Source organism: Streptomyces sp. NPDC001513, assembly GCF_042894695.1.
GTDB lineage: Bacteria > Actinomycetota > Actinomycetes > Streptomycetales > Streptomycetaceae > Streptomyces.
In genome coordinates this window covers 278107-297879 of sequence record NZ_JBIAVU010000005.1, presented here as the reverse complement: position 1 = coordinate 297879, position 19773 = coordinate 278107, and the positions used below count along the sequence as shown (strand labels likewise).

At 72.6% G+C, this 19773-nt stretch carries 21 protein-coding genes; 9 read left to right on the top strand and 12 right to left on the bottom strand.

The window, feature by feature from the left end; all coding sequences use genetic code 11:
* Positions 1 to 37: 37 nt before the first annotated feature.
* The 5 genes from ACFYZ4_RS13330 to ACFYZ4_RS13310 all read right to left on the bottom strand — a co-directional run bounded on the left by ACFYZ4_RS13330 (position 38) and on the right by ACFYZ4_RS13310 (position 6626).
* Positions 38 to 1504 carry an aldehyde dehydrogenase family protein gene (locus tag ACFYZ4_RS13330; RefSeq protein ID WP_390783941.1) on the bottom strand — a complete coding sequence of 489 codons (1467 nt, stop codon included), beginning with the start codon at positions 1502 to 1504 and terminating at the stop codon, positions 38 to 40.
* On the bottom strand, positions 1501 to 3240 hold the full coding sequence (locus tag ACFYZ4_RS13325) for an amidohydrolase family protein (RefSeq protein WP_390783940.1): 1740 nt from the start codon (positions 3238 to 3240) through the stop codon (positions 1501 to 1503). The genes ACFYZ4_RS13330 and ACFYZ4_RS13325 overlap by 4 nt, the downstream gene beginning before the upstream one ends.
* A 394-nt stretch (positions 3241 to 3634) precedes the next feature.
* A complete protein-coding gene (locus tag ACFYZ4_RS13320) occupies positions 3635 to 4756 on the bottom strand; it encodes an LLM class flavin-dependent oxidoreductase (RefSeq protein ID WP_351294931.1) in 1122 nt (373 codons plus the stop codon).
* Between the two features lie 123 nt (positions 4757 to 4879).
* Positions 4880 to 5668 (bottom strand): glucose 1-dehydrogenase, encoded by a 789-nt coding sequence (locus tag ACFYZ4_RS13315; protein ID WP_351294915.1) that lies wholly within the window; start codon positions 5666 to 5668, stop codon positions 4880 to 4882.
* Between the two features lie 10 nt (positions 5669 to 5678).
* Positions 5679 to 6626 (bottom strand): LLM class F420-dependent oxidoreductase, encoded by a 948-nt coding sequence (locus ACFYZ4_RS13310; protein WP_351597024.1) that lies wholly within the window; start codon positions 6624 to 6626, stop codon positions 5679 to 5681.
* A 165-nt stretch (positions 6627 to 6791) separates the two neighbouring features.
* On the opposite strand from ACFYZ4_RS13310, the gene ACFYZ4_RS13305 reads away from it, so the two are divergent.
* The 3 genes from ACFYZ4_RS13305 to ACFYZ4_RS13295 all read left to right on the top strand — a co-directional run bounded on the left by ACFYZ4_RS13305 (position 6792) and on the right by ACFYZ4_RS13295 (position 8145).
* A complete protein-coding gene (locus tag ACFYZ4_RS13305; protein WP_351294926.1) occupies positions 6792 to 7049 on the top strand; it encodes a hypothetical protein in 258 nt (85 codons plus the stop codon).
* 32 nt (positions 7050 to 7081) lie between these two features.
* On the top strand, positions 7082 to 7423 hold the full coding sequence (locus ACFYZ4_RS13300; RefSeq protein WP_390784016.1) for a hypothetical protein: 342 nt from the start codon (positions 7082 to 7084) through the stop codon (positions 7421 to 7423).
* A 65-nt stretch (positions 7424 to 7488) separates the two neighbouring features.
* Positions 7489 to 8145: a hypothetical protein gene (locus ACFYZ4_RS13295; RefSeq protein WP_390784015.1), complete on the top strand. Its 657-nt coding sequence runs from the start codon at positions 7489 to 7491 to the stop codon at positions 8143 to 8145.
* On the opposite strand, the gene ACFYZ4_RS13290 is transcribed toward ACFYZ4_RS13295, so the two are convergent.
* Genes ACFYZ4_RS13290 through ACFYZ4_RS13280 form a run of 3 tightly spaced genes read right to left on the bottom strand, consistent with a single transcriptional unit; the run spans position 8117 to position 10982 of the window.
* Positions 8117 to 8914, bottom strand: coding sequence for a hypothetical protein (locus ACFYZ4_RS13290; RefSeq protein WP_351294909.1), 798 nt, complete (start codon positions 8912 to 8914; stop codon positions 8117 to 8119). The two genes, ACFYZ4_RS13295 and ACFYZ4_RS13290, sit on opposite strands and share 29 nt — an antisense overlap.
* A gap of 26 nt (positions 8915 to 8940) precedes the next feature.
* Entirely contained in the window at positions 8941 to 10293 is a 1353-nt protein-coding gene (locus ACFYZ4_RS13285; RefSeq protein WP_390783939.1) for an ATP-binding protein, read from the bottom strand.
* A 26-nt stretch (positions 10294 to 10319) separates the two neighbouring features.
* Positions 10320 to 10982, bottom strand: coding sequence for a response regulator transcription factor (locus ACFYZ4_RS13280; RefSeq protein ID WP_390783938.1), 663 nt, complete (start codon positions 10980 to 10982; stop codon positions 10320 to 10322).
* Positions 10983 to 11072: 90 nt separating this feature from the next.
* On the opposite strand from ACFYZ4_RS13280, the gene ACFYZ4_RS13275 reads away from it, so the two are divergent.
* The 5 genes from ACFYZ4_RS13275 to ACFYZ4_RS13255 all read left to right on the top strand — a co-directional run bounded on the left by ACFYZ4_RS13275 (position 11073) and on the right by ACFYZ4_RS13255 (position 15190).
* On the top strand, positions 11073 to 11579 hold the full coding sequence (locus tag ACFYZ4_RS13275) for a hypothetical protein (RefSeq protein ID WP_390783937.1): 507 nt from the start codon (positions 11073 to 11075) through the stop codon (positions 11577 to 11579).
* Positions 11576 to 12694 (top strand): peptidoglycan-binding protein, encoded by a 1119-nt coding sequence (locus ACFYZ4_RS13270; RefSeq protein ID WP_390783936.1) that lies wholly within the window; start codon positions 11576 to 11578, stop codon positions 12692 to 12694. Before ACFYZ4_RS13275 ends, ACFYZ4_RS13270 begins: the two co-directional genes overlap by 4 nt.
* A gap of 5 nt (positions 12695 to 12699) precedes the next feature.
* Complete coding sequence (locus ACFYZ4_RS13265; RefSeq protein WP_351294899.1) at positions 12700 to 13392, top strand: ABC transporter ATP-binding protein; 693 nt, start codon at positions 12700 to 12702, stop codon at positions 13390 to 13392.
* A gap of 26 nt (positions 13393 to 13418) precedes the next feature.
* Positions 13419 to 14654, top strand: a complete 1236-nt coding sequence (locus ACFYZ4_RS13260; protein WP_390784014.1) for an ABC transporter permease — start codon at positions 13419 to 13421, stop codon at positions 14652 to 14654.
* A gap of 92 nt (positions 14655 to 14746) precedes the next feature.
* Positions 14747 to 15190 carry an NUDIX hydrolase gene (locus ACFYZ4_RS13255; RefSeq protein ID WP_390783935.1) on the top strand — a complete coding sequence of 148 codons (444 nt, stop codon included), beginning with the start codon at positions 14747 to 14749 and terminating at the stop codon, positions 15188 to 15190.
* Positions 15191 to 15212: 22 nt separating this feature from the next.
* Here ACFYZ4_RS13255 and ACFYZ4_RS13250 read toward each other — a convergent pair whose 3' ends face one another.
* The 3 genes from ACFYZ4_RS13250 to ACFYZ4_RS13240 form a co-directional block, all read right to left on the bottom strand.
* On the bottom strand, positions 15213 to 15608 hold the full coding sequence (locus ACFYZ4_RS13250) for a hypothetical protein (RefSeq protein WP_351294893.1): 396 nt from the start codon (positions 15606 to 15608) through the stop codon (positions 15213 to 15215).
* Between the two features lie 63 nt (positions 15609 to 15671).
* The gene (locus tag ACFYZ4_RS13245) at positions 15672 to 16520 is read right to left on the bottom strand and encodes a trypsin-like serine protease (protein ID WP_351294890.1); all 849 of its coding nucleotides are present in this window, start codon (positions 16518 to 16520) and stop codon (positions 15672 to 15674) included.
* Between the two features lie 69 nt (positions 16521 to 16589).
* A complete protein-coding gene (locus ACFYZ4_RS13240) occupies positions 16590 to 17081 on the bottom strand; it encodes a GNAT family N-acetyltransferase (RefSeq protein WP_351597046.1) in 492 nt (163 codons plus the stop codon).
* Between the two features lie 76 nt (positions 17082 to 17157).
* Here ACFYZ4_RS13240 and ACFYZ4_RS13235 point away from each other — a divergent pair, with 76 nt between their 5' ends.
* Positions 17158 to 18396: an MFS transporter gene (locus ACFYZ4_RS13235; protein ID WP_390783934.1), complete on the top strand. Its 1239-nt coding sequence runs from the start codon at positions 17158 to 17160 to the stop codon at positions 18394 to 18396.
* 43 nt (positions 18397 to 18439) lie between these two features.
* Here ACFYZ4_RS13235 and ACFYZ4_RS13230 read toward each other — a convergent pair whose 3' ends face one another.
* On the bottom strand, positions 18440 to 19666 hold the full coding sequence (locus tag ACFYZ4_RS13230; protein ID WP_351294881.1) for an amidohydrolase family protein: 1227 nt from the start codon (positions 19664 to 19666) through the stop codon (positions 18440 to 18442).
* Positions 19667 to 19773 lie beyond the last annotated feature (107 nt).

Below are 19773 nucleotides of genomic sequence, written 5' to 3'. Positions count from 1 at the left end.
CCGGGAGCCACCTGCCCCCGGCCGGAGCCGCCCGGCTCTAGCCCGTCCAGACGATCGACTGGATCTCGCTGTACGCGTGCAGCGCGTACGAGCCGACGTCGCGGCCCACCCCGCTGCGCTTGAAGCCGCCGAACGGGGCCTCCATGTGCCGGCCGATGGTGTTCACGCCGACCCCGCCCGCCCGCAGCCGCCGCGCCACGCGGAACGCGCGCGCCGAGTCCCCCGACCACACATAGCTGAGCAGGCCGAAGTCGCTGTCGTTGGCCAGCCGGACCGCCTCGTCCTCGTCCCCGTCGAAGGGGACGACCACGACCACCGGGCCGAAGATCTCCTCGCGGACCACCCGCATGTCGTTCGTGCAGTCGACGAGGAGGGTCGGGGCCACGTAGAAGCCCTTGCCGTCCTCCCCCACCACCGGGCGCTCGCCGCCGTACGCGATCCGCGCGCCCTCCTTCCTCCCCAGCTCGACGTACGACTCCACGCGGTCCCGGTGCGCCGCCGAGATCACCGGGCCCACCACCGTGCCGGCCGCCGCCGGGGCGCCGACCTTCATGAAGGCCAGGTAGCCGGTGAGCTTCTCGATCAGCTGGTCGTAGACCGACCGGTGGACGATCACCCGGGTCGGGGCCGTGCAGATCTGCCCGGAGTAGAAGGAGAAGGTGGTGCCGATGCCCATCACCGCCGCGTCCAGGTCGGCGTCCCCGAAGACGATCGCCGCGCCCTTGCCGCCCAGCTCCATCAGCTGCCGTTTCATCGTCCGGCCGCAGACCTCCGCGATGCGCTGCCCGACGCCCGTGGAACCGGTGAAGGACACCATGTCCACGTACGGGGAGTCCACGGCGGCCTCGCCGACCTCCACCGACTGGCCGTTCACCACGTTCACGACGCCCGCCGGCACCCCGGCCTCGTGCAGGGCGTCCGCCATCCTGAACACCGACAGCGGGTCCTGCGGGGCCGGCTTGACCACCACCGTGTTCCCCATGGCCAGGGCCGGGGCCACCTTGCCCGCCGGATTCGCCCACGGGTTGTTGTACGAGGTGATGCAGGTGACCACGCCGACCGGCTGACGTACCTCCAGCGCACCGAGGATGCCCGCCTTCCCCATCGGGCCGGCCTCCGTGACCTGCGGCGGGAGGCCCTTCTCCACGGGTTCGAGGGCCCCGCGCGCGTACCGGCGGAAGCGGGCCACGCCGACGCCGACCTGCATGCCGCGCGCGATCCCGGTGGGTGCGCCCGTCTCCGCCTGGGCCAGCGCCGTCCACGGATCGAACTCGCGCTGCATGATGTCCGCGGCCCGGTCGAGGATCGCCGCGCGCTCCTCGGGCTTCGTACGGGACCAGCTTTCGAAGGCCTCGGCCGCGGCGCGGGCCGCGTCCTCGACCTGCGGGCGCGAGGCCTCGGGGGCGAGCCCGACCACCGACTCGTCCGCCGGGTTGACCACCTCGTAGTGGCCGCCGGCGGGCTCCACCCACTCGCCGCCGATGTAAAGGGGTTGTGCGTTCAACGGGTGCTCACCGTCCTCGTGTCGCGGCCCGAGCGGAGCACGATCCCGGGGACCGCCCCCGTGACCTCGTCGTCGCGGATGGTCTCCACGCCGTTGACCCGTACGGAGACGATGCCGATGGCCCGCGCGTCCAGCCGCGGGCTGTCCCCGGGCAGGTCGTGGACGAGCGTGGCGGGGCCGGCCTCGATGCGTTCCGGGTCGAAGAGGACCAGGTCGGCGTGGTAGCCCTCGGCGATCCGGCCGCGTTCGCGCAGCCCGAACAACTGCGCCGGGTCGTCGGTGAGCATCCGTACCGCCTGCTCCAGCGGGACCAGCTTGCGGCCGCGCAGGCAGTCGCCGAGGAAGCGGGTCGTGTACGGGGCCCCGCACATGCGGTCCAGGTGCGCGCCGGCGTCGGAGCCGCCGAGCATGACGTCCTCGTGCTGCCAGGTCTCGGCGCGCAGGGCCCAGCTCGCCGGGTCGTTGTCGGTGGGCATCGGCCAGAGCACCGTGCGCAGGTCGTCGTTGGCGCAGATCTCCACCAGGCAGTGGAACGGGTCCTGACCGCGCTCGGCGGCGATGTCGTTGACGACGCGGCCGGAGAGGCCCTCGTTCTCCTTGCTGTACGTGTCGCCGATGACGTACCGGCCGAAGTGGGCGAGGCGCCGGAAGACCCCGGCCTCCTTGCTGTCGGCGCGGCGCAGCATCTCGGCGCGTACGCCGGCGTCGCGGAGCCTCTCGATCCGCTCGGGGACGGGCAGGCCGAGGACCTCGCCCCAGCCGGGGATGAGGTTCAGCGCGCAGAAGGTCCCGAGGGACATGTTCATGGGGGTGAGGATCGGCATCGTCAGCGCGACGATCCGGCCGCCGGCCTTGCGGGCGCGCTCGCTGGGGATCAGCTGGCGCGGCACCCGTTCCGGGACGGAGGCGTCGATGGTGAGGACGTTCCAGTTCAGGGGGCGTCCGGCGGCGGCGCTCATGTCGACGAAGAGGTCGATCTCCTCGTCGGCGAACTGGTCCAGGCAGCCCGCGACGATCGCTTCGAGCTGGGTGCCCTCGTGTTCGGCGACGGCCTGGGAGAGGGCGAGGAGTTCGGCGGGCTTCGCGTGCCGGGAGGCGACGGGGGCGCCGGAGCCGTCGGAGTGGGTGGAGGACTGGGTGGTGGACAGGCCCCAGGCGCCGGCGTTCATGGCGTCGTGGAAGAGGTCGAGCATCTGCTGCATCTGCTCGGGGGTGGGCTGCCCGCCGACGGCGTCCTCGCCCATGACGTGGCGGCGCAGGGCGCAGTGGCCGACCATGAACCCGGCGTTGACGGCGATCCGGCCCTCCAGGGCGTCGAGGTACTCGCCGAAGGTGGACCAGGTCCAGTCGACGCCCTCCTCCAGGGCCTTGAGGGCCATGCCCTCGACCTTGCTCATCATGCGGCGCGTGTAGTCGGCGTCTTCGGGGCGGGCCGGGTTGAGCGGGGCTAGGGTGAAGCCGCAGTTGCCGCCGGCGACGGTGGTGACGCCGTGGTTCATGGAGGGCGTGGCGTACGGGTCCCAGAAGAGCTGGGCGTCGTAGTGCGTGTGGGGGTCGACGAAGCCGGGGGTGAGGACCAGGCCGGTGGCGTCCTCGCTGGTACGGGCTTCTTCGGTGACGCTGCCGGGTGCGGCTATCGCCGCGATCCGGCCGTCGCGTATCCCCACGTCTGCGACGCGGGCGGGGGCGCCGGTGCCGTCCACTACGGTCGCGCCCTTGATCAGGTGGTCGAGCATGACGTCCCTTCTGCCGGTGTTCGCGTTGCGGCCGTACTGGATGCGCCTCAAGCGCCGGCGGGGCTGAGGTCACCCCTGCGTGCGGCGCCGTTGCGGGGGCGCTGCCCCCGAGCCCCCCGCGCCTCAAACGCCGGCGGGGCTGGGAATTTCAGCCTCGCCGGCGTTTGAGGCGCGGGGTCTGGGGCGGAGCCCCAGGGAACCCGGCTCCGCCGGGCACCGGGCTCCGCCCGGACCCGCGCCTCAAACGCCGGCGGGGCTGATTTGGCCCCGGCCGGAGGCCGCCCGGCCGGGGCTGGTGCGGGACGGCGGTCCGGGAAGACGCCGTCCCCGTACGGGGTCCCCGCCCCGGGTCGGCGTCCGGGGGGCGGGGCGTCCCCGAACTGCCGGGCCGCCGCTAGGCGGATTCGCGGAAGCGGGTGGTGCGGTGCACCGGGTCCGTGTCTATCTCCGGGATCACGTGCTCGCCGATCAGCTTGACCGTGGTCATCGTGTCCTCGTACGAGACCCCGGTCGGCAGACCGAAGGAGAGCTGGTCCGCGCCCGCCTGCTCCCAGCGCTTGCACTGGGCGCGGACCTCCGACGGGTCACCGCAGATCAGCAGTTCCTCCGCGATCAGGAGCTCGATGATCTCCGCGTTGTACTCCGGCAGGGTCTCCGGCCACTGCGGGATCGCCTCCGGCCGCGGGAAGGTGTCGTGGTAGCGGAAGACCAGCGACTGGAAGCGGTTCATGTTCGCGTTGACCGCGATCTCCACCGCCTTGTCGTGCGTCTCCGCACAGATCGCGGTCGACGTGACCATCACGTTGTCGTTGACGAACGCGCCGATCGCCTTCGCCTCGCGGATCGCCGTCTTGTACTGGTCGAGGACCCACTCCATGTCCGAGACCTTCTGGACGCTGAAGCCGAGGACGCCCAGGCCCTTCTTCGCCGCCATCGCGTACGAGGACGGGGAGCCGGCGGCGTACCACATGGCCGGGTGCGCCTTCCCGTACGGCTTGGGGAAGATCTTCCGCGGCGGCAGCGACCAGTGCTTGCCCTGGAACCCCTCGTACTCCTCCTGGAGGAACATCTTGGGGAATTCCGCGATGGTCTCCTCCCAGATCTCCTTGGTGCCGTTCATGTCCTCGATGCCGGGCAGGAAGCCGAGGATCTCGTGGCTGCCCGCGCCGCGGCCGGTGCCGAACTCGAAGCGGCCCTTGGAGAGGTGGTCGAGCATGGCGACCTTCTCGGCCACCTTGACCGGGTGGTTGACCGGGGCAAGCGGGTTGAAGATGCCGGAGCCGAGGTGGATGCGCTCGGTGGCGTGGGCGAGGTACCCGAGGAACACCTCGTTCGCCGACAGGTGGCTGTACTCCTCCAGGAAGTGGTGCTCGGAGGCCCAGGCGTACTTGAAGCCGGACTTGTCCGCCTGGATGACGTACTCGGTCTCCTCGATCAGCGCCTTGTGCTCTGCCTCGGGGTCGACCTTGGACCGCGCCTCAGGCACGTATCCCTGCACAAAGAGCCCGAATTCCAAGGGGTTCACCGTCCTTTGGTTTCTGACGTTGCGTCAGATTCGATGTCTCGACTGTTCCATCGCGGGGGCGGGAGCGTCAATACCTGACGCTCCATCAGATAGACCGTCCTGGGCGGCGGACCGCTACAGGATGCTGACGCCCGCCATCCAGCCGCCGTCGATGACGAACGGCTGGCCGGTGATGTACGAGGAGTCCTCGCCGGTCAGGAAGAGCGCGAGCTTGGCGATCTCCTCCGGCTGCCCCACCCGCCCCATCGGGACCACCCGCTTGTAGAGCTCCGCCATGGCGTCCCTGGCCTCGTCGGTCATGTTCGCCGGGTCCAGCAGCCCCGGATTGGCCATCGGGGTGTCCACGGCGCCGGGGCACATCGCGTTGACCCGGATCCCCTTGGCGGCCAGCTCCAGCGCCGCCACCCGGGTGAGGCCGAGGATGGCCGCCTTGGTGGCGGCGTAGGTGCCGACGTACGCCATGCCCGTCAGGCCGGTGTACGAGGAGGTGTTGACGATGGTGCCGCCGCCGGCCGCCTCGATCTCGGGGGCCACCGTCTTGATGCCGAGGAAGGCGCCGACCTGGTTGACCTGGACCACCTGCTGGAACTCCTCCAGCGGGGTCGCGGTCAGCTCGTTGAAGCGCAGGATGCCCGCGTTGTTGACCAGGCCGTCGATCCGGCCGCCGAAGGCCTCCTTGGCGGTGGCTATGGCCGCCGCCCAGTCCTCCTCGCGGCTCACGTCCATCCGTACGTACCGGGCCCGGTCCTCGCCGATGTCCTTGGCCACCGCCGCGCCCTGCTCGTCCAGCACGTCGCCGAGGAGCACCCTGGCACCCTCGGCGGCGAACAGCCGGGCCTCCTGCTCGCCCTGGCCGCGTGCCGCGCCGGTGATGATGACGACGCGCCCGTCCAGCTTGCCCATGCCCGTGCTCCTAGTCGTTGAGGAGGGGGCCGACCTCGGCCCCGAAAGCGGTGATCTGGTCCGTCAGTTCGGCGCGGTCGCGGCTGCGGAAGCGGACCTGGATCTGGTCCACTCCGAGCGCCTTGTACTCCCGCAGGGACTCCGCGAGCGCCTCCGCCTTGCCGGTGAGGGTCCGGCGGCCGGTGTCCCAGCCGGGCTCGCCCACGTACAGCGCCTCGGTGATCGCGCCGATCTCGCAGGGGCCGGTGACCCCGGCCTCGGCGCGCAGCTCCCCGATGCGGGCGATCTGCGCCGGGAGCTTGTCGCGCGGGTCCCCCTGCGGGAGCCAGCCGTCCCCGCGGACCGCGGCGCGGCGGACGGCGGCGGGCGAGGATCCGCCGACCCAGACGGGGATCCGCTCCTGCGCGGGCCGGGGCAGCTGGCCGAGGTCCTTGAAGGAGAACCGCTCGCCCTCGAACTCCGGGTACTCCTCGGGCCCCAGCGCCGCCCGCAGCGCGTCCAGGGTCTCGTCGAGGACGGCCCCGCGGCGGGCGAAGTCCACGCCGAGGATCTCGAACTCCTCCTGGACGTGCCCCGCGCCGACGCCGAGGATCAGCCGGCCGCCGGAGAGGTGGTCGAGCGTGGCGTACTGCTTGGCGCTGATCAGCGGGTGGCGCAGGCCGAGGATCGCCACGTGGCTCAGCAGCCGCACGCGCTCGGTGATGCCGGCGAGGAACGACAGGGTGGCCACCGGGTCGTACCAGATGGTGCTCATGGGGCCGGCGAGCCGGCGCGGGATGGCCACGTGGTCGCAGGTGGCCACGTACCCGAAGCCGGACCTGTCGGCGGCCCGCGCGATCTCGGCGAGATCCGCGGCGGTGGCCGACGCCTCCCAGGGCTCGGCGTAGATGGTGCTCTGCGACTGGATCGGGAGCTGCATCCCGTAGACCAGCCGACCTTCCGGAAACACGCGCGCCATGGCGGGCCCGCCTCGCCTTCGTCTGCCGATTCGTCCTATCGGTGCCGGGCCATCGTCGTAGCTGACGCCCCGTCAGACAAGAGGGAGGACCCGATCCCGAAAGCCTCGGACATTGCGGGTACGGGTGCGTACCCGTACCCTTGCGCCATGGGAAGGAGCACGCTCATGGCCGACGCCAACATCCGCATCCCCGAGGAAGCCAAAGACAGACTCGCCGCCATAGCCGCCGCCGAGGGGCTGTCGCTGCGCGCCTATCTGGCCCGTCTCGCGGAGACGCTGCTCACTCCGGCCGAGCGGGCCGAGCGGGCCGAGCGGGCCCGCGCCGCGCTGCGGGACTGGAACGGCTACGCCCCGACCCCGTCCGAACAGCAGGACCTGGACACCGAGTTGGACCGGCGCCTGGCGGAGGCGAAGGGCCGGTGACGGACACGCACATCGTGCTGGACGAGACGGCGATGCTGGCCGCCGGACAGGGCAACGTCCTCGCCTCCCGGCTCATCCACCGCGCGCACGCCGAGGCCGGCTGGTACCTCTACGCGCCGTCCTGCGCGCTGGTCGAAGCGGACCGCGCCCGGCCCGGCACGGCGGAGCACCTCGCCGCCCTGCCGGGCATCACGATCCTCGATCTGGACCTGCCCGCCGCACTGGCCCTGGCGCGCCGGGAGACCTGGGCCGCGGCGCACACCCAGTACGCGGCCCAGCACACGCCCGAGCGCCCGGACGGAGCGATCATCGCCACCACCTTCGCCAAGCGGTGGGAGGGCGAACCGGTGCGCGTCCTGGACCTGGGTCCCTGACCGGCGCTCCGGTCGGAAGCCTTCCGGGCCCCTGCGAAACGCCCTAGGGTGCGTGGGTGGATCTGATGCTCACCCTGGTCAGCGGGATCGCCTGGACCGTCGTGTACGTGGAGGCGATCCGGGTCGGGCTGCGGGACCGGACGTACGCGATGCCCGTCGCCGCGCTCGCGCTGAACTTCGCCTGGGAGGCGACCTACGCCGTCCACGAGGTCACGGCCGGCGTGTCCGCGCAGGGCGTGGTGAACGTGGTGTGGGCGGCGGCCGACGTGGTGATCGTCTACACCTACCTGCGGTTCGGCCGGGCCGAGCTGCCGGACTTCGTGACCCGGCCGCTCTTCGCCGCCTGGTCCGTTCTGGTGTTCGGTACCGGCTTCGCCGTGCAGTGGCTGTTCCTCGCGCACTTCGGCGTGCACGACGCGACCCGGTACTCGGCCTTCCTGCAGAACCTGCTGATGTCCGGCCTGTTCATCGCCCTCTACGCCGCCCGGCAGGGGCCGCGCGGACAGTCCCTGACCATCGCCGTCGCGAAGTGGCTGGGGACGCTGGCCCCGACCCTGCTGTTCGGGGTGCTGGAGGACTCCCCGTTCATCCTCGGCCTGGGGATCCTGTGCAGCGTGTTCGACCTCGCCTACATCGGGCTGCTGCTCCGGAAGGGGGACGGGGTCGGGAACCGGGACCGGGCCCGGCCCGAGGTCAGAAGCCTTCCGGACCCATCACGATGACCGGCTTCGCCGCCGGGTCGAGGGTCTCCAGGACCTTCTTCATGGCCTCCTTCGGGATGCCGACGCAGCCCTGCGAGGGGCCGTCGTGGTCCACGTGGAGCCAGATGTTGCCGCCCTTCTCCTCGCCCTCCGGCATGACCGGGTCCAGCGGGGACTTGCCCGGCCTGCGGTTGAAGTCGATGGCGACGACGTAGTCGAAGGAACCCGCCAGGGACTCGCCGTTCACCCCGCGGCCCGAGGCGACGAAGCCCCCGTTCTTGTCGTACGGGAGCCGGGTGCCCGGCGGCTTCGCGAGCAGGCCGCCCGCGTCGGTGAGCGCGAAGACGCCCATCGGGGAGGTCAGGTCGCCGTACTCGCGATCCACCGACCAGCCCTTGGCGCCGTTGCGCGCCGGCCAGCTCTCGGCCCGCACCCAGTCGACGTCGGCGCTCGGGCGGGTGTAGAACGCGGCGGTGGACTCCGAGGAGTCGCCGGCCTTGCCGGTGACCAGGATGAGCTGGCGGGCATCGGCCGGGATCCGTTCCCGGGTCTGCTCGCTGATGCCGGTCAGGCCCTGCAGGGGGGACCGCCGGACGTCACGGGCGGCGCGGTCCGCCGCCTGCGGGCGGGCGTCCGCACGCGCCTGCGGCGCCGCGTCGGCGGTCTTGTCCGGGTCCTGGGCGACGTACACCCAGCCGACCGCGATGGTCGCGAGGCCGAGGGTGGCGGCCAGGGCCACACGGCGGGGCGTACGGGGCGCTCGGGAGCGTGCTCGGGCGTGCTTGCTCATTGAACCGACCGTACATCAGGCGCTCTTCAGAGGTGGTGCGCCGGCGATGTGCGCGTCCCGCCGGGTACGGGGAACAGGACACGGACCGTCAGACCGCCTTCCGGGGCCGGATTGGCCTCGGCCGCCAGCTCCGCCCCGTGCGCCCGCGCGATCGACGCCACGATCGAGAGGCCCAGACCAGCGCCCTCACCTGCGGTGTGCTGCCGTTCGGCGCGCCGCCGGAAGGGTTCCAGGAGCCCGGGCACGTCCGCCGGATCGATCACCGGTCCGGTGTTCGACACCGTCAGTTCCCCTTCCGCGGAGGTCGCGACGGCGATCCGGCCCCCGGCCCGGTTGTGACGTACGGCATTGATCAGCAGGTTGCGCAGGAGGTGGCCGAGGAGCGTGCGGTCGCCCGTCACGGTCAGCGGCGCGAGGGTCCGTACGACGGTCAGCCCCTGCTGCGGGCAGGCCGCCAGCTCGGCCGCCGCGAGCGCCGCCAGGTCCACCGGCGCGGTCGCCTCCAGCCCCTGTTCCGACACGGCGAGCAGCAGCAGGGACTCGATGAGGTGCTCGCTGGAGTCCGCGACGCCGATGAGCTTCGCCCGGATCCGGGCGACCTTCTGCGGCGACGGGTCCCCGGCCAGCCCGATCTCGGCGGCCGCCCGCTGCACGGCCAGCGGGGTGCGCAGTTCGTGGGCCGCGTTGGCGGCGAACCGCCGCTGGGCGGAGACCAGGTGCTCCATCCGGCCCAGCATCGCGTCGAAGGTGTCGGCCAGCTCCTTGAGCTCCCCGGGCGGGGCGTCGAGGGAGATCCGCTCGTCGAGGTTCTCCCCGGACAGGCGGCGCGCGGTCTCGGTGATCACCCCGACGGGGCGCAGCACCCGGCCGGCCATCCACCAGGCGAGCCAGATCGACAGCACGGCGAAGACGGCCAGGGCGAGGAGGGAGTACATGAGCAGCCGGTGCCGGGTGGCGTCGGTGACGGCGTCCGAGAGGGTCTGGGTGAAGGCGTAGCCCTTGAGTTCCTCGGGGGTGGGCGGCTCGCCCGAGGGCCGCCGCCGCGCCGGTTCCCAGCTGCGGCCCACGTCGGCCCGCGGGCCGGGCGAGGCGGTACCGGGCGGGAGGAAGGGCGTGACACCGGGGGTGACACCGGGCGGGACACCGGGCGTCACGCCCGGCGAGGGAAGGACGTAGGCCGGGCTGACCGTGCGGACGGCCCCGCTGACGCTCGCGTAGAGGCCCTGGCCGACCAGGACGTAGACCAGCGCCACCAGTCCGCCGCCCGCGAGGAGCAGCAGCGAGCCGTAGAGGGCGGTGAGGCGGCCGCGCTCGGTGCGCAGGACTCCCCCGACCGGGCGACGGGCCGTCGGGCGGCCGGGCGTCGTGCGGCGCGACATCGGGCGGCGCGACATCGGGCGGCCCGTCACGACGCGGCGATCCGGTAGCCCGCGCCCGGCACGGTCTCGATCAGCGACGGCTCGCCCAGCTTGGCGCGGAGCTTGCTGAGGGTGACGCGGACGGCGTTGGTGGAGTAGCTGGTGTCCTGCTCCCACACCTGCTCGATCAGGTCGTCGTTGCTGACGACGGCGCCCTCGGCGCGCAGCAGGGCCTCCAGGACGGCGAACTCCTTGCGGGACAGCGCGAGCCGGTGCCCGTCGCGGGTGGCGCTGCGGCGGGCGGTGTCGACGGCGATCCCGGCGCGCTCCAGTACGGGCGGCAGCGCGGGGCGGGCGCGCCGGCCGAGGGCCAGCACGCGGGCGAGGAGCTCGTCGTAGGCGAAGGGTTTGGTGAGGTAGTCGTCGGCGCCGAGCCCGAGGCCCTCCACCCGGTCCCGTACGGTCCCGGAGGCGGTCAGCATCAGGACGCGGGTCAGCAGCCGCTCGCGCACCACCTGCCGGCAGACCTCGTCGCCGTGCAGGCCGGGCAGATCGCGGTCCAGCACCATGACGTCGTACTCGCCCAGGCGCAGGCGCCGCAGGGCCTCCAGGCCGTCGCTCGCCTCGTCGACGGCGAGCGCGTCGCGGCGCAGCCCCTCCGCGATCATCTCCCGGAGGAATTCCTCGTCCTCCACCACCAGTACGCGCATGGCGTCCTCTTTACCGGAGATCCGCATTTCGCCGTCGTAAGCAGGGTGCGAGAGGGAAGCGAAAGGCCCTTTCACCGCAGGCTCGGGCCCATGAAGCGATCCCTGATCATGAGCACGGCCGCGGTCGTCACCGGGCTGACCCTGTTCGCCACCGCCTGCGCGAACGATTCCTCGGCGGGGAAGAAGGACGCGTCCGGAGGCGGTGGCGCGAACAGCAGCGGAGCGAACAGCAGCGGAGCCGGCGCGGACGCCGACCGGGCCGTGAAGATGCGTCAGTGCCTGCGCGAACACGGCATAGACGTGCCCGACCCCGAGCCCGGCCAGGACCCGCGCGGCATGACGCTCGGCGGGGGCGCCGACCCGCAGAAGATGCAGGAGGCCATGAAGGCCTGCGGGATGGGCGGACCGGGGTCGGGCAAGGAGCCCACGCAGGAGGAGAAGGACCAGGAGCTCAGGTGGATCCGGTGCATGCGCGAGAACGGGGTCGCCCTCAAGGACCCTGAGTACAACGGCGGCATGAAGAGCGCCACCGAGATCCCCAAGGGTCAGGAGAAGGCCTTCGAGGAGGCCCAGAAGAAGTGCGAAACGGCCCGATGAGGAAGCGCGCCAAGTGGCTGCTGGGGTCGCTGGCCGCCGTCCTGGCCGTCTCGGGCGGCGGCTACGCCGTGATCGCCCAGCCGCAGCGCGGCGCCGGCGGGCAGGAGCAGCGCGAGGGCGGCCTGCCGCCGGCCACCGCGCCGGTGCAGCGCGGCGACCTCAGCTCGGGCCTCCAGGTGGAGGGCACCCTCGGCTACGCGCAGGAACGCAAGCTGAACGCGGGCGGGCCCGGCGTGCTGACGTGGGTCGCGCCCGAGGGCTCGGCGGTCGAGCGGGACGGAAGGCTGTACGAGGTCAACGGCAAGGCGGTGCGGCTCATGTACGGGTCCACGCCGATGTACCGGCCGCTGAAGAGCGGCGACAAGGGCGAGGACGTCAAGCAGCTCAAGCGGAACCTCCAGGCGCTGGGGTACGGGACCGGGCTCGATCCGGAGGACGGCACCTTCACGGCGGGCACGGCGACGGCGGTCAAGCGGTGGCAGAAGGCGCACAAGGCGGCGGAGACGGGCGAGGTCGGCAAGGAGGACATCGCCTTCGCCTCGGGGCCGCAGCGGGTGCGCAAGGGCGACGCGGCGGTCGGTGACGAGCCGGGGCCCGGCAAGCCGGTGCTGACGGTGACGGGCACCGAGCGGATCGTCCGCTTCCGGATCGATGCGGCGAAGGCGGCCGCGGCGAAGGCCGGCGACCCGGTGACCGTACGGCTCCCGGGCGGGGTCAACGCCACCGGAAAGATCGACTCGGTGGGCGGGACGGCCGCCCCGGACGACAAGAACGGCGGCGCGGGCGGCGGCGGAGGAGGCGGGGGCGGCGGGGGCGGCGGCGATCAGAAGGCCAAGGTCGAGGTGTCCGTCACCTTCGACAAACCGGCCGAGGTCACCGCCCCCGACCAGTCCCCGGTGACCGTCGCCCTCACCGGCGAGACCCGCAAGGGCGTGCTCTCCGTACCGGTCAACGCGCTGCTGGCGCTCGCGGGCGGCGGCTTCGGCGTCCAGGTCGTCGAGGACGGCAGGGCCCGCGAGGTCAAGGTCGAGCTGGGCATGTTCGGCAACGGCCGGGTCGAGGTGACCGGCGACGCCCTCAAGGAGGGCATGCAGGTGGGGATCCCGACGCTGTGACGCACATGGAGACAGTGGTGGAGCTCACCGGGGTCACCAAGGAGTACGCGGGCGGGGTCACCGCCCTGCGCGACGTCGACCTCACCGTCACCGCCGGCGAACTCCTCGCCATCGTCGGCCCGTCGGGCTCCGGCAAGTCCACCCTGCTGCACATCGTCGGCACCCTGGACCGCCCGACGTCGGGCGGCGTACGGATCGCCGGCCACGACATCGCGGCGCTCTCGGACCGTTCGCTGTCGGCGCTGCGCTCCCGGCACGTCGGCTTCGTGTTCCAGTCCTTCCACCTGGTGCCGGGCATCAGCGCCCGGGCCAACGTCGCCGAAGGGCTGCTCTACAGCGGCCTCTCGCGCGCCGAGCGCGGCCGCCGGGCGGCGCGGGCCCTGGAGCGGGTCGGCCTCGGGGACCGGATGGACCACCGGCCGCATGAACTGTCCGGCGGGCAGAAGCAGCGCGTGGCCATCGCCCGGGCGGTGGCGGGCGCACCGGACCTGCTGCTGGCCGACGAGCCGACGGGCGCGCTGGACACGGCGTCCGGGGAGTCGGTGATGGAGCTGCTGCACGAGCTGAACCGGGACGGGGCCACCATCGCCGTGATCACCCACGACAACGAGATCGCGGCGAGCCTGCCGCGGCAGGTGCGGATCCGCGACGGACGGATCGTGGCGGACGTACGCAGCCGGGCGGAGGTGGTGGCGTGAAGGGCCGTACGAGGACACGTACGGGCGTGGACGCGGGCGCGGACTCGGGTACGGGCAGGGGCAGGCGGGCGCGGAAGCTGACCCCGCCGCGGCTGTCCCCGCGGGACGTCCTGCACGTCGGGTCGGCGGGCCTGCGCTCGCGCCCGATGCGGGTGTTCCTGTCCGCGCTCGGCATCGCCATCGGCATCGCGACGATGATCGCGGTGGTCGGGATCTCCTCCTCCAGCCAGGCCAAGCTGCTGCGCGAACTCGACGCGCTCGGTACGAACATGCTGGTCGCGACGCCCGGCAAGGGCATGTTCAGCGGCCAGGACACCAAGCTGCCCAAGGACGCCCCCGGCATGGTCTCCCGGATCGGGGGCGTCGAGTCGGTGGGCACCACCGGTGACGTCGCCGAGTCCGTGCGCCGCTCCGAGAACATCCCGAAGGAGGAGACGGGCGGAGTCGTGCTCAAGGCCGCCAAGGACGACCTGCTGGGCACCCTGCGCGCCGGGATGGGCAGCGGCACCTGGCTCAACGGGGCCACCGGCCGCTACCCCTCGGTGGTCCTCGGGCACGTCTCCGCGCGCCGGCTCGGCATCACCGGGCCCGGCCGGCAGGTCTTCATCGGCGGCCGGTACTTCACGGTGATCGGCATCCTGAAGCCGATCCCGCTGGCCCCGGAGATCGAGCGCTCCGCGCTGATCGGCTGGGACGCGGCCGAGCAACTGCTGGGCTTCGACGGCCATCCGACGGCGGTGTACGAACGGTCGGCGGACGACCGCGTCGCGGCGGTCAGGCAGCTCATCGCCCAGACGGCCAACCCGCAGACGCCGAGCGCGGTCTCGGTCACCGACCCCTCGGCGGCGCTCCAGGCGAAGGCGGCCACGGAGGGCGCCTTCAGCACCCTGCTGCTGGGGCTGGGCGGGATCGCCCTGCTGGTGGGCGGGGTCGGCGTCGCCAACACCATGATCATCTCGGTGCTGGAGCGGCGCCACGAGATCGGCCTGCGCCGGTCCCTGGGCGGGACGAAGGGGCAGATCCGGATCCAGTTCGTGACGGAGTCCCTGCTGCTGTCCGGGCTCGGCGGGGTGGCGGGCATCGTCCTCGGCGGCGCGGCCACGGCGGTCTACGCCCGCGCCGGCGACCTCCCCTGGGTGGTCCCGCTCTGGGCGGTGACCGGCGGCTTCGCCTCCACGCTGGCGATCGGCACGGTGGCCGGCCTCTACCCGGCGGTGCGCGCGGCCCGGCTGTCGCCGACGCTGGCGCTGGCGGCGGCGTAGGGCGATCGGGGGACGGGCGGCGGCGGACCGGGCGGAAGACCGGTGACGACGAGCCCGTCCCCCGGAACCGATCACCGACGTACCCTGAGGTGATGAGGCGAACTCCACGTCACGCGGCACGCGTTGTCATCCTGTCCCCGGCCGGTTCGGTGTTCCTCTTCCGCGAGGACAACGTGGAGGTCGGCATCCACTGGCTGCCGCCCGGCGGCGGCATCGACCCCGGCGAGAGCCCCGAGGACTGCGTGCGGCGCGAGCTGCGCGAGGAGACCGGGTGGACGGACCTGGAGCCGGAACGGCTGCTGTGCACCTGGGAGCACGACTTCACCCACCAGGGCATCCCGGTCCGTCAGCACGAGCACATCTACCTCGCCCGCGGCCCCCACCGCGAACCGGTCCTGGAGTCCCCCGGCATCCACTGGCAGTGGCTCCCCGCGGACCGGCTGGCCACCCTCGGCGAACCCCTGTGGCCGCCGCGGCTCCCGGACCTCCTGACGAACGCCCCTGCGGAACCGGTGCACTTGGGCCTGCTGGCCTGACCGGCCGAGGGGCTCCCCCGGGTCAGCCGCTCTGGGGTCCGCCGGCGGCGACGATCCTGCGCAGGGACTCACGGACGCCGGGGTGGTCCGGGCTGGACCTCAACCAGCCCATGTCGATTTCGAAGAACAGTCGCTCCCGCTGCTCCCGGAGTGCCGTGTCCTTCGCCGCGGCCACGCGCTGCCGGCCCTCTTCGTCGTCGGTCGCGGCGTCGACGGCGTCACGGAGGGCTTTCGCCCATGCGTGGACCTTCATCGCGTCCCCGATCCATTCATGGCCGTTTCCGTGCGGGCGCACATTGATCAACTGGGATTCCCGCTGCTCCGTCAGCTCTCCCTCGAGAACCCAGGAAACAGCGACCGCCGCCGCCGCGTGGGCCAGCTCCTCGTCCCCCGGGGCGATGCCGTACATCTCGTCCATGTCCATGATCCTAATCAGCCGAAACAACCTCGCTGGCCGGCGGGCTACGGGCTGGCGGGCGGGCTACGGGGCCTTCGCCGTGGCCTTGGCGTACAGCGAGGCCGCGTACTCGCCGAGGATCGTGCTGGTCGACACGTCGTCCGTGTCGCCGCCCGTGAGGATGCCGATGATCTTTCCGTCGCGGGCGATCCACGCGCTGCCGCTGGTGCCGCCGGGGAAGTCGGCGCAGTCGAAGCGCTGTTGGGTGGCGCTCTCCCGGACGCCGACCGCCGTGCAGGTCCGGGGGATCTTGCGGTCGGCGGGGTAGCCGGTGACGGTGACCTCCTCGCCCGCGCGCCCGCTGGTGTCGAGCACGGCCGCGCCGGTCACGTCCTCGATGGTGCGGCCCTTGGCGTCGGGGGCGAGGCGGGCGAAGGCGAGGTCGTAGTCGTCGTCCGTGCCCTCGGCCCAGCGGTCGTCCTCGAAGACCTGCTCGATCTTCCAGGTGCCGTACGGGGCCATGCCGTTCGCGTACGCAGGTGCGAAGACGGCGGTTCCGTCGCCCTGGTCGCCCTCAAGGAGGCAGTGCCCGGCCGTGATGATCATGTTCCGGCCGGGGCTGTGCACCACGGTGGCCGTACAGAAGTGGTCACTGTCCAGTCCGTCCGTGAACAGGGCCCCGGTGAAGGCCGCAGGACCACCGGGCGGAGGCGTGACGGCGGGCGGGAGGGTGGCTCCGGGCGGGGTCGACAGCTGAGGCTTCGCCGCTTGCGATCGCGATGTGGCCGTCGGTGAAGCCGTCGGTCCGGCCTTCGCCCGCACGGGCGCGGCCCCCTCGGGCGGCGGCACCAGCTCGGCCACCGCGGCGGAAGCCCCCAGAGCCGCCACCGCACACAGCACCGCCGTCACGACGGTCCGCTTGTCCACCGGCATGATGATCCTTCCGATTTGCCCTGGCGAAGCATGCCTCGGGGGCAGGGCCGGGTGCAAGGGGCGGGCCGGTCAGGCGGGTGTGCGCAGGTCGCGCAGAAAGCGCAGGCCGGGGCGGCCGTCGAGCCGGATCTCGCCGGTGGAGACGAAGCCCGTGCGGGCCAGTACGGCCCGGGAGCCGGGGTTGTCGAGCGTGGTGACCGCCCGCAGCGTGGTCAGGCCGTACGCGGTGGCGGCCAGGCCGCAGGCCTCGCGTACGGCCGCCGTGGCCACGCCGCGCCCGGCGGCCTTCTCGGCGATCCGGTATCCGAGCTCGGCCGAACCCTCCGCCACGTCGACGAGGTTGACCCGCCCCACGACCGCGCCACCGCCGTCCACCAGGACGTGGAACCGGCACAGTCCGGCGTCCTGCTCGGCCATCAGCGCGTGGTGCCGCTCGTCGAAGCGGGCGAAGTACTCATCGCCGCGGTCGGGGACGGACGCGGCGAACCAGGCCCGGTTCTCCCGCTCGAAGTCGAGCACGGCCGGGGCGTGGTCGAAGCGCAGAAGCTCAAGCCGGGGCATGCCCCGATGCTACGGCCCCCCGAAATAGGGCGGTTGCCCGATCCCGGGGGGCCCTCCTCAGACGCACGCTGGTCGGATGGTCGGTTGGGGAACGGGACGGGTCCTGCGGGACCGCAATGCGGGGTTGTACCTCGCCGGGGTGGTGGTGTCGGGGTTCGGCACGACCGCGATGTGGCTGGTGGCCGGGGTCTGGGTGAAATCGCTGACCGGGTCGGACGCCCTCGCGGCGCTCACGGTGTTCGCCCTGTGGGCGCCCGTGCTGGCCGGGCCGGTGCTGGGGGCGCTCGCCGACCGGCTGCCGCGGCGGCCGGTGCTGGTCGGCGTCGGCGTCGTGATGGCCGCGCTGCTGCCCGTACTGCTCCTGCTCGATTCGGCGGACCGGGTGTGGCTGCTGTTCGCCGTCCTGCTCGTGTACGGGGTCTGCGGCACCGTCCACGAGGCGGCGGAGGCGGCCCTGGTGCCGCAGGCCGTGGACGTCCGGCTGCTCGGGGACTTCAACGGGCTGCGGCTGACGGCCAACGAGGGCGTGAAGCTGATCGCGCCGCTGGTGGGCGCCGGGCTGTTCGTCCGGTACGGCGGGGCGTCCGTGGCGCTGCTCGACGCGTTGACCTTCGCGCTGGCGGCGGGGATCTTCGCCCTGCTGCGGGTCCGCCAGGAGCCGCCGGACCGGGCCGCGTCGGCGCGCGGCATCGCGCAGGTACTGGAGGGCGGGCGGCAGCTGTGGGCCTCGCCGGCGCTGCGGCCGCTGGTGCTGACGGGGGCGGCGGTGATGTTCCTGGCCGGTCTGAACGGCGCGGTGGTCTACGCGGTCGCCGACGGCGTGCTGGGGCACGCACCCACCTACGTGGGCGTGCTGTACGCGGCGCAGGGCGCGGGTTCGGTCCTGAGCGGGCTCGCGGCGGGCCCGCTCCTGCGGCGGCTGCCGGACAGGGTGTTCACGGCCGGGGGCGTGGCCCTGTTCGGGCTGGGCGTCGGGGCGCGGGCGCTGCCCTACGACGCGGCGGCCCTGGCCGGCAGCGTGGCGATCGGCGCGGGGCTGCCGTGCGTGCTGATCGCCGCGCTGACCGCGGTGCAGCGCGAGGTGCCGGGCGCCGTCCTGGGCCGGGCGGCCGCCACCGCCAACACGCTGATCTTCGTACCGAACGCGCTGGCCCTGGCGCTGGGGGCCGCGCTGGTGGCCTTCGTGGACGTACGGGTGCTGCTGCCGGTGCTCACGGTGGCGGGCCTGGCCGTGGCGCTGCTGCTCGCGACCTCCTCGCGGGGTGCGGCGGCGCAGCCGCGCGGCGCCGGTGCGCGCCGCGCGGCCGAGCGGTAGGGCGGTAGGGCGGTAGGGCGCCCGTAGCCCTGTGCGCCCTGGGCTACGCCCCCGGTCCCGCCCACAGGCCGTCCGCCGTGAGCCCCAGCAGGTCGATCGCGTTGCCGCGCACGATGCGGTCCACCACGTCGGGTGCCAGGTGGCCCATCTGGGCCTCGCCGACCTCGCGGGACTTCGGCCAGGTCGAGTCGGAGTGGGGGTAGTCCGTCTCGTAGAGGACGTTGCCGACGCCGATCGAGTCGAGGTTCTTCAGGCCGAACGCGTCGTCGAAGAAGCAGCCGAAGACGTGCTCCGCGAAGAGCTCCGACGGCGGGCGCAGCACCTTGTCCGCGACCCCGCCCCAGCCCCGGTTCTCCTCCCAGACCACGTTCGCCCGTTCGAGGATGTACGGGATCCAGCCGATCTGGCCCTCCGCGTACATGATCTTCAGGTTGGGGAAGCGCTCGAATTTGCCACTCATCAGCCAGTCGACCATCGAGAAGCAGCAGTTGGCGAAGGTGATGGTGGAGCCGACCGCCGGCGGGGCGTCGGCAGACGTGGACGGCATCCGGGAGGAGGAGCCGATGTGCATGGCGATGACCGTGCCGGTCTCGTTGCACGCCTCCAGGAAGGGGTCCCACTCGTCCGTGTGGATGGAGGGCAGGCCCAGGTGCGGGGGTATCTCCGAGAAGGCCACCGCGCGCACGCCGCGCGCCGCGTTGCGGCGGACCTCCGCGGCGGCCAGGCGGGCGTCCCAGAGCGGGATCAGGGTGAGGGGGATGAGGCGGCCGCGGGCGTCGGGGCCGCACCACTCCTCCACCATCCAGTCGTTGTAGGCCCGTACGCCGAGCAGTCCCAGCTCACGGTCCTTGGCCTCGGTGAACGTCTGGCCGCAGAAGCGGGGGAAGGTCGGGAAGCACAGGGCCGACTGGACGTGGTTGACGTCCATGTCGGCGAGGCGGTCGGGAACCGAGAAGGACCCCGGGCGCATCTGCTCGTAGGTGATGACTTCCAGTTTGATCTCGTCGCGGTCGTACCCGACGGCCGTGTCGAGGCGGGTGAGCGGCCGGTGCAGGTCTTCGTACACCCACCAGTCGCCGATCGGGCCGTCGTCGCCCTTGGCCCCCATGACGGGGGCGAACTTGCCGCCGAGGAAGGTCATTTCCTTCAAGGGGGCGCGGACGACGCGGGGGCCGGTGTCCTGGTACTTGGACGGGAGCCGGTCCCGCCAGACGTAGGGGGGCTCCACCGTGTGGTCGTCCACCGAGATGATCTTCGGGAAGGTCTCCATGGCTCATACCGTAGCGCTGATCTGACGAACCGTCAGCTAGTTGGTCCGTGATCGGCCATGGACGGGCTGACGTGTACGCGCAAGACAGGGCAGACTGACCCTTACAC